The 4,968-nt window shown below is 46.6% G+C and carries 2 protein-coding genes; one reads left to right on the top strand and one right to left on the bottom strand.

Features of this window, described 5'->3' with window-relative positions:
• Positions 1-99: 99 nt before the first annotated feature.
• On the bottom strand, positions 100-3,357 hold the full coding sequence (locus ACN4EG_RS27075) for a WD40 repeat domain-containing protein (RefSeq protein ID WP_431633396.1): 3,258 nt from the start codon (positions 3,355-3,357) through the stop codon (positions 100-102).
• Between the two features lie 324 nt (positions 3,358-3,681).
• Between ACN4EG_RS27075 and ACN4EG_RS27070 the strand changes: the two genes are divergently transcribed.
• The gene (locus ACN4EG_RS27070; RefSeq protein ID WP_431633395.1) at positions 3,682-4,524 is read left to right on the top strand and encodes a trypsin-like serine peptidase; all 843 of its coding nucleotides are present in this window, start codon (positions 3,682-3,684) and stop codon (positions 4,522-4,524) included.
• Positions 4,525-4,968: the final 444 nt, after the last annotated feature.

The raw sequence follows: 4,968 nt of genomic DNA, 5'->3' as shown, positions 1-4,968 counted from the left end.
AACGCAGCAGGCTTGTGGAACTTCTACTTAGATGCAGCATAAGTTAGATAACAGTCAGGGCAAACCCTGTCCCAGAGCTGGTTTTATTTCCCAACAACTCTAATCATCGCCTCCTGTTAATAACCATTGGCTATCTGGACTAAACGTCACCGTCCAGACTCGATTGATGTGGGCTTGAAATGTGTGTAAGCATTGTCCAGTGTAGGGATTCCAGAGTTTGATGATTCGATCGTAGCCTCCACTAGCCAGCCATTGTCCGTCCGGACTGAATGTCACTGATAAGACTGAACTAGGATGCTCCTTCAATGTCTGTAGGCATTGTCCAGTTTCTAAATCCCACATTTTGACAGTGCAATCATAACTCGCACTAGCGATCCATTTCCCATTGGGATGAACTGCAACTTTCCAAATCCAACTACGATGTCCATGCAGTGTTGTTAAACATTCTCCAGTAATGACATTCCATAATTTAAGGGTGCGATCGGTTCCCGCACTCACTAGCAAGGGCTCACGATCGACCTGCTTCGCGCGCGCATCGATCGGTAAACTTGTGGGAACAAAAGCAATGGATAAAACTCTTCCGCTATGCCCTCGCAGGATCTGGGATGGTAGCGATTGCTGATGAGACTCTATGATGTCATCTAAGTTCCAGAGCTTAATGGTCTGGTCTTCATGGCCACTAGCGAGCAAGGTTTGCCGATCGTTGAGGGCAATGGTATAGATAGCGTTGCTATAGCCTTGGAAGGTGGTTGTACAGTCTCCTGTTTCGATATTCCAAAGTCGAACCGTATAATCTTCTCCTCCACTGGCTAGGATCGGTTGAACTGGATGATAGGCGATCGTGTAAACAGAATTCGTATGTTTTTGTAATGTTTTGATTAGCCTATGGGAGCGGACACACCATAGTTTGACCGTATTATCGTAGCTGCTACTGGCTAGCGTTTGCCCGTCTGCACTAAAGGCAACGCTAGTCACAGGTTGAGAATGACCCTGTAACGTGACTAGGCACTCTCCAGACGGGATATCCCAAAGCTTAATGGTATTGTCAAAGCTACCGCTTGCTAGAAGATTGCCATCTGGGCTAATTGCAATCGTTCTAATCCAACCTTGATGTCCTTCCAGTGTATTGATCCACTGACCCGTCTCTAGGCTCCATTGATAAATCCGGTTATCTTCTCCAGCACTAAAGAGCGTTTTGAGATCAGGATGAAAAGTGGCTGTCCAAACGCAGGCTTGATGGGCTTTGAGTACTTTGATGGAATTTCCGGTTGTTACGTTCCAGAGTCGAATTGTTTGATCGCCACTGGTACTTGCAAGCCATTTTCCATCTGGACTAAAAGACACAGATGTTACGATGCCAGTATGGCCTTCCAGTAATTGCAGGCATTCCCCTGTATTACTAGCCCACAGTCGGACTTGATGATCTTGACCTCCACTGGCTAGGATGGGCTGCGAAGGGCTGAATGCAACACTCCAGACCCAGCTATTATGCCCTGTGCAATAGGTCATGGGTTGTCCATTTTGAAGCTTCCAGACTTGGATGCCTCCATTGGTATCACTGGTTGCTAGCGCCTGCCCATCCGGACTAAAGGCAACCGAAGTAATCCCGCCAAAGGTGGAAGCAAAGACACAATGGGCGAATTCAGCCTGAGTAAAATTAACTTTATGCAAGTTCATATCTTGTAAATAAGCTTGCTGAATGCTTAAGCCTGAGAAATTGTAGCCTGTGAGGTCAGTATTGAGTTGACGGAAGAGGTTGAGGAGATTTCCGGCACCGTAGTTGCGTTGGTGTCGATAGTGCTGGCGAAACTGTTCTAAGAGACGATCGAAGTGTTGAATTAATTGCTGGGTGGTTCCTAGTTGGCTGAGTAATCGATCGAGGATTGGTTGCAGAATCACCCGAATTTGACTGTCACGGATGTAATCTTTAACCTGAGCATGGATTAAAGCATGGTTTAATAACAGATGGGGCTGGATTGCCAAAATCTCTTGAACCCCTTGTGTGATGATGCATTCTGTGACGTATTCCATCACCACAGGTTGCTGGGTAAAGCCCTTTGCCCCACTTTCAATCAGACTTCGCCAACGGAGAGATTCCAGCAATGCGATGAGGGTGGGTTTAGGCAGATCAGCGCCGACATCCTCTTGTAGGCGATCGATGCTCACAGGCTCCCGATGAATGGCAAGCCAGTACATAATCGATCGTTCTTGCAAGGACAGGCGATCGCACTGCTGTTGGAGCAGGGTATTGATCCCATTAAAGGGAATGCTGCCCTGTTGTAAAAATTGGTGAATGTTGCCCGCGAACAAATCTTGAATGGAAGTGGCTGCAATTTTGAGGGCAAGGGGATTGCCGCGATAGTAGTCAATGACCTCTTCCACTTCCTTGGGGGTTCCTTGCACACCTTTGTCATCCAAAATATGGTGGCCTGCGCTTTGATCCAGTCCGTCCAGAGAGAGGGTTCTCACAGGCAATCGATCGCCTTCCAGAATACCGATCGGCTGTAATTTTTCTCGACTGGTCAACACCACACAACTTTGGTGGGCAACTTCTCCCAATGTTTGCAGCAGTTCGTCATAGATCTCGTAGCCCAGGCGATAGGTTCCCGCCCGTTCGCCACTTTGCAACAATGTATCAAAGTTATCCAGGACGATTAAACAACGCGATTGCTTCAGTAACTCCAATAAGTAAGAAATCTGTCCTCGCACACTATCGGGAAGAGCCACCGTTGGCTGGGGGGATAAAAATTGGATTAGGGTTGCTAACAGTTCAGCGATCGGGGGGGTGTCTCGCAGCGATCTCCAAATAATCGCCTCAAAGTCCTGCTGAATTGTTTCCGCTAGCTTGGTTGCCAGCGAGGTTTTGCCTATGCCGCCCATGCCCAAAACTCCCACCAATCGACACCGATCGTGGACAATCCAGGTTTGCAATTTAGCCAGTTCTAATTCGCGGCCATAAAAGATGGATACATCGATCGCATCGCCCCAGCTGATCTGAGAATGGCTAGGCAGACTTTGATGGGGCTGCACTGCTATCGTTCGGCCAGATCCTATCAGAGATAGAACGATGGGAGATGCTAGGGAAGGCGAGGTTACTGCTTGTCTCAAAGTTTGCGATCGCTGAATGACGCCGTGCACATTTTGCTTTGTAACCTTTTCTCCCAGTGCTAAGGTCAGCGATCGCCATAGCTCTGATCCAACATCCTTGACATGTCCCTCGCCGTACCCGTTGTTTCTAGCGATTTGCCCATAGGTTTGCCTTTCCCATGTTCCCCGAAGGACTGCTTCCTGGATCGTTGTCAATTTGCCACGTTCCAAGACTCGCTCTACTAGGGCGATCGCATCGTCAACGGTCATAGGGCTATCGTTTCCACTTTCTTCCGGCTTCCTAACGATTGTCGGGCAATGGTTCAGGATTTGTCTAGAAATCTTTAGGTTAGTTAGCAGACTTTTTTCAGACTTTCTTCGGACCTTTTCAGTCTGTTTAAATGGGTCAAAGTTGATAGATTAGGAAAATATCTCCACTCAGTATTTTTTCATAGATACTTGTTGTCTTCGCCTGACAAAGAACTTTTGTGAAGATGCATAACGTCATCTTCAGCTTATTGAATTCTATGTAGCTGCATCCTGAATCTGTATTGTTTACGTTTCAGGTGGAGAACTTACACTGAGGTAAATCCTATGATGCATACAGAAAAAACTTCATTATTGACCGCCCTCATTATTACAACGAGCCTATTTGGTTCGATCGTTGGAACAGCTAAGTCAGCTACTGCAGAGGTTATTGGAGCCGATAACCGTATGCGTCCAACCTATAGTTGGTTGACGGGTGTTGGTCAACGCCAAGCAGTAGGACAGTTGGAAATCCAGAAAGCAGACGGTAAATACTATACTTGTACCTTCACTGTCGTTGGTAAGAATATTGGACTGACCAATGTCCATTGCTTAATCGATAGCCAGGGACGTCTGCCCAAACAGATCAAAGCCTATTCCGTCCAATACGGGACTACTAATTTTGCAGGGACGACTGTTGATCTCTTCTGGTTGGGACGGAAGACGAGCCCAACTCTGTTATCTCAGCATGTGCAGGATTGGGCAGCCATTCGTTTTCGTCCAATTTACCGCAATGCTCGTTGGATGGAATTTGGCGAGGCCGTTGGTTGGTTTGGTAATGAAGCTTATTACCTAAACATTAACAATGCAGGCAATTCAACGAAAAATAAGTATACCAACTTGATTGGGTATTCCGGTGACTACAATAACTATCCTGCGGCCCATTTCAACTGCTTTATTACTAATACGATCGTGGCTGGTAACTTGATGCACAATTGCGATACTAAAGGAGGTGCCTCGGGTTCAAGCTTACATAATAACCAACGGCAGGTAATGGGACTGCATTGGGGGGCATTTACCTACAGTGGTAGCACAATGAATGGTGCAGTGCCTCTAGAACGTTTCATGCCAGCAGTGAAAAAGCTCCAGGAGACGGGAGCTAATGCTGCGACGATTGTTCCAGTTCCCTAGCCGATGTATGTAAAAAGAACGGCTGAAGGGCTGTATTGCGAGTTATCCATTGATTTCTACATACCCCTTTGCCTCACAGGTTGAAGTTGTTCATGACTAAAGTTAATTCATTACTGACAGGTAGTTACTACGATGCGAATTCAAGTTTGGTTCACAATTACACTTGCCTCACTTCTTAGTTTGATTCTTTGGCATCTCTCCAGCCAATCCCGCGCGAATGCAACAGACCCACAGCAAGAGACTGATCTAAATTGCTACATGACTACTATTGATGGTCATACTCGTGATCTCTCACAGATTTGCCATCAAGCACCTGCCAATTCTGCTCAAAAACTTCTATTTGATCCTAACCAGATTATCCAGCATGAACCTGGACACAATAGACGTGTTGGGAAATAATGGATAATGTGAAGCAGTAGCCCAGAGCCTTCTCATGCTGAATCT

The organism is Alkalinema pantanalense CENA528, from assembly GCF_050753345.1.
Lineage (GTDB): Bacteria > Cyanobacteriota > Cyanobacteriia > Leptolyngbyales > Leptolyngbyaceae > Alkalinema > Alkalinema pantanalense.
This window is presented reverse-complemented; position numbering and strand designations above follow the sequence as displayed.

Coding starts and splice junctions, on each gene's coding strand:
- ACN4EG_RS27070 (WP_431633395.1), top strand. CDS start 3,682: ATGATGCATACAGAAAAAACTTCATTATTGACCGCCCTCATTATTACA.
- ACN4EG_RS27075 (WP_431633396.1), bottom strand. CDS start 3,357: ATGACCGTTGACGATGCGATCGCCCTAGTAGAGCGAGTCTTGGAACGT.